Origin of the sequence: Nocardioides sp., assembly GCF_024509035.1 — a bacterium.
In the GTDB taxonomy this organism is placed as follows: domain Bacteria; phylum Actinomycetota; class Actinomycetes; order Propionibacteriales; family Nocardioidaceae; genus Nocardioides.
Map to the genome: position 1 here is coordinate 1 of NZ_JANINT010000266.1, position 2790 is coordinate 2790.

The window sequence follows — 2790 nt, forward strand, 5'->3', positions numbered from 1 at the left end:
GCGAACTCCGTCACCTCCGCGACACCCGGACCACCCAGCCGGCGGGCCCGCTCGCCACCATGCACCCCGGCCCAGCCCGGGTCGAGCCGATCAGCGGAGTGGATCACCGACCACTGATACGCCGCGCGGAGCAGGTCGACCTCGGCCCGCCAGACGGTCTCAGCGCAGGCGCCGGCGAAGTCGAGGACCTCGTCCTCCGACATCTCCTCAAGCGCCCGATTCGCCTGCATGAGAACAGTGAAACAGGGCCCACCGACAGTGCCTTGACGGCGCGATCGCGCGGCTCGTCAGGAGACGGCGACGGATGCGGTCTGGAAGAACTCGCTCGGCATGGCATGAGCGAGACGCCACGTGATGGCGATGGGGCGCTCGCCCTCGTGGGAGACGTAGGTCGCCGGCCCGAGGAAGAGGTAGGAGGCGGTGCCGAAGGCGTCCTGCTGGGTCTCGCGGGCGAACAGCAGCACGGTGCTGGCGCCGGTGAGGTACCGCTGGCCAGTGCGGGACGCGACGGTCGTCGTCGACTGCGACTCCCAGTGGAACAGCGTCGGACTGATCGGATAGTCGCGGTACATCGTGGTGGGGGAGAAGTCGGCCTCGGACTTCTTCAGCGTCACGAAGAAGGCGTCGACGTTGACCTCCGGGACGTACAGCACGCCCTCGCGGAACGAGTTCGGCTTGCGCTGCAGGCTCGCGTACGCGAGAGCGGCGAGCACCTCCTCGCGCTGGTAGCGGGCGTGGACCCGCAGCGGGATGCCGGCGAGCGGTCCGTCGAGCGCGACGGTGCGGTGGCGGGCGTCGTCGAACGCCAGGTCGACGACGCTGCGAACCTCGTCACGGGCCGCGTGCTCACGTCGGACCGCCTCCAGCCCGGCCTCGACGGAGTCGAATCCACCGCCGTCGGGGAAGAGGGAGAAGAAGAGCATGTCCGCGAGGCGCTTCTCGACCGTCGAGTGCCCGCCGTCGTCGACAGCCTGTCCGGCGAGCAGGGCGTCGTACGCCGACGCGCGGTCGGGGTCGTCGACATGCGTGAAGGCGCGGGTGCGCTTCAGGAGGGCGCTCTCCAGCTCACCAGCAGGCGGAGTCGCCAGGCCGGCGGCGCGGCGCAGCTGGGTCCAGGAGCGACCCTGGCGGACGACGTCGGAGAGCTCGAGTCCCGATTCGTGGAGGAACGAGCCAAGCGTCTGGTCGCCGTACGACCGGAGCTCCGCCACCATCTGCGGCCACCGGGCCGAGACCTGGGCGCGGACGTTCTCGAGGACGAGCACTTGGGCCTGACGGTCCATGACGATCTGGCAGCCCGACGGCAGGAACGGGAAGCCGCGCTCGATCTCGCGCTCGAGGCCGCGCCGGGTCTGGCCGGTGAGGGCACGAAGCTTGAGGTCGAAGCGGAACTCCTTGCGGTGGTGACCGACGAAGTCGAGCACGGTGAGCACAGCCTTGGAGCGCGTACGCCGCAGCCCCCGACCGAGCTGCTGCAGGAAGACGGTGGCGCTCTCGGTGGGCCGGAGGAACAGGAACGTCCGGGAGGTCGAGGCCCTCGTTGAAGAGATCGGCGGCGAAGAGAACGTTGACGTCCCGGGCGCGCAGATCGTTGAGAGCGCGCTCGCGCTCGATCAAGGGCGTCTGGCCACTGACGGCACGCGCCGGGACCCCCGCCTCGTTGAAGACCCGGGCCATGTACTCGGCGTGAGCGACGCTGACACAGAACCCCAATGCACGCATCGCGCCGGGGTCAAGGACCTTGTCGTGCAGCTGGTTGAGCACGATCTGGGCTCGACGATCGTTGCCGGTGAAGACGTTCGAGAGCTGCTCCTCGTCGTACCGGCCTCGCGACCAGCCGACGGCCCTCAGGTCGGTGCCGTCGGCGAGCGCGAAGTAGTGGAACGGGCACAGCAGGTCCGCTCCGAGAGCGTCCCAGAGGCGCAGCTCGGCTGCGATCCGACCGTCGAAGAACGTGCGCACGTCCACGCCGTCTGCGCGCTCGGGTGTGGCTGTCAGCCCGAGCAGCTCCCGAGGCTGAAGGCGATCGAGGAGGCGACGGTACGTCGACGCCTGAGCATGGTGGAACTCGTCGATCACCACGATGTCGAAGGCATCGACGGGGAGGTTCTCGACGCCGTACGACGTCAGGGACTGCACGCTGGCGAAGACGTGGCGCCATCGCTCGGGCCGCGCCCCGTCGACGTAGAGCTCGCCGAACGTGGCGTCGCCGAGGACCTCTTGGTAGGTGCGCTGCGACTGATGCAGGATCTCGCGCCGGTGGGCCACGAAGAGCAACGAGGGCCGTTCGCCCGTGGTCGGATCGCAGAGCCGGCGATAGTCCAGTGCAGCGACCACCGTCTTGCCCGTGCCGGTCGCCGCCACGACGAGATTGCGGTGGCGATCGTGGACGACTCGCTCGGCGTCGAGCGCGTCCAACATCTGCTGTTGATAGGGATACGCACGCACCTCGAGCCCGGACAGCGAGATCGTCACACGACTGTGCTGGCTGCGCCCGGAGGCCTCGGCCAAAGCATCGTCGAGCCGGTCGCGGTCACGATCGGGGTCGTACTCCTCGAAGCTCGCCTCGCTCCAGTACGTCGCGAACGTTGCGCTGAACTTCTCCAGGAGCGCCGGCGTCGCGACGCGCGAGAGTCGGACGTTCCACTCGACGCCGTCGAGCAGGGCGGCGCGGGAGAGGTTCGAGGAGCCGACGTACGCCGTGTGGAAGCCGGTGTTGCGTCGGAACATCCAGGCCTTGGCGTGCAGACGCGTGCGCTGCGCGTCGTACTGGATGCGGACCTCGGCTCC

Annotated in this window: 2 pseudogenes; both read right to left on the minus strand. The window is 69.1% G+C overall.

The window, feature by feature from the left end:
• A pseudogene (locus Q0L15_RS18190) lies at positions 1 to 230 on the minus strand (hypothetical protein); the annotation flags it as partial.
• Between the two features lie 57 nt (positions 231 to 287).
• Positions 288 to 2790 (minus strand): annotated as a pseudogene (locus tag Q0L15_RS25015) (DUF3427 domain-containing protein); the annotation flags it as partial.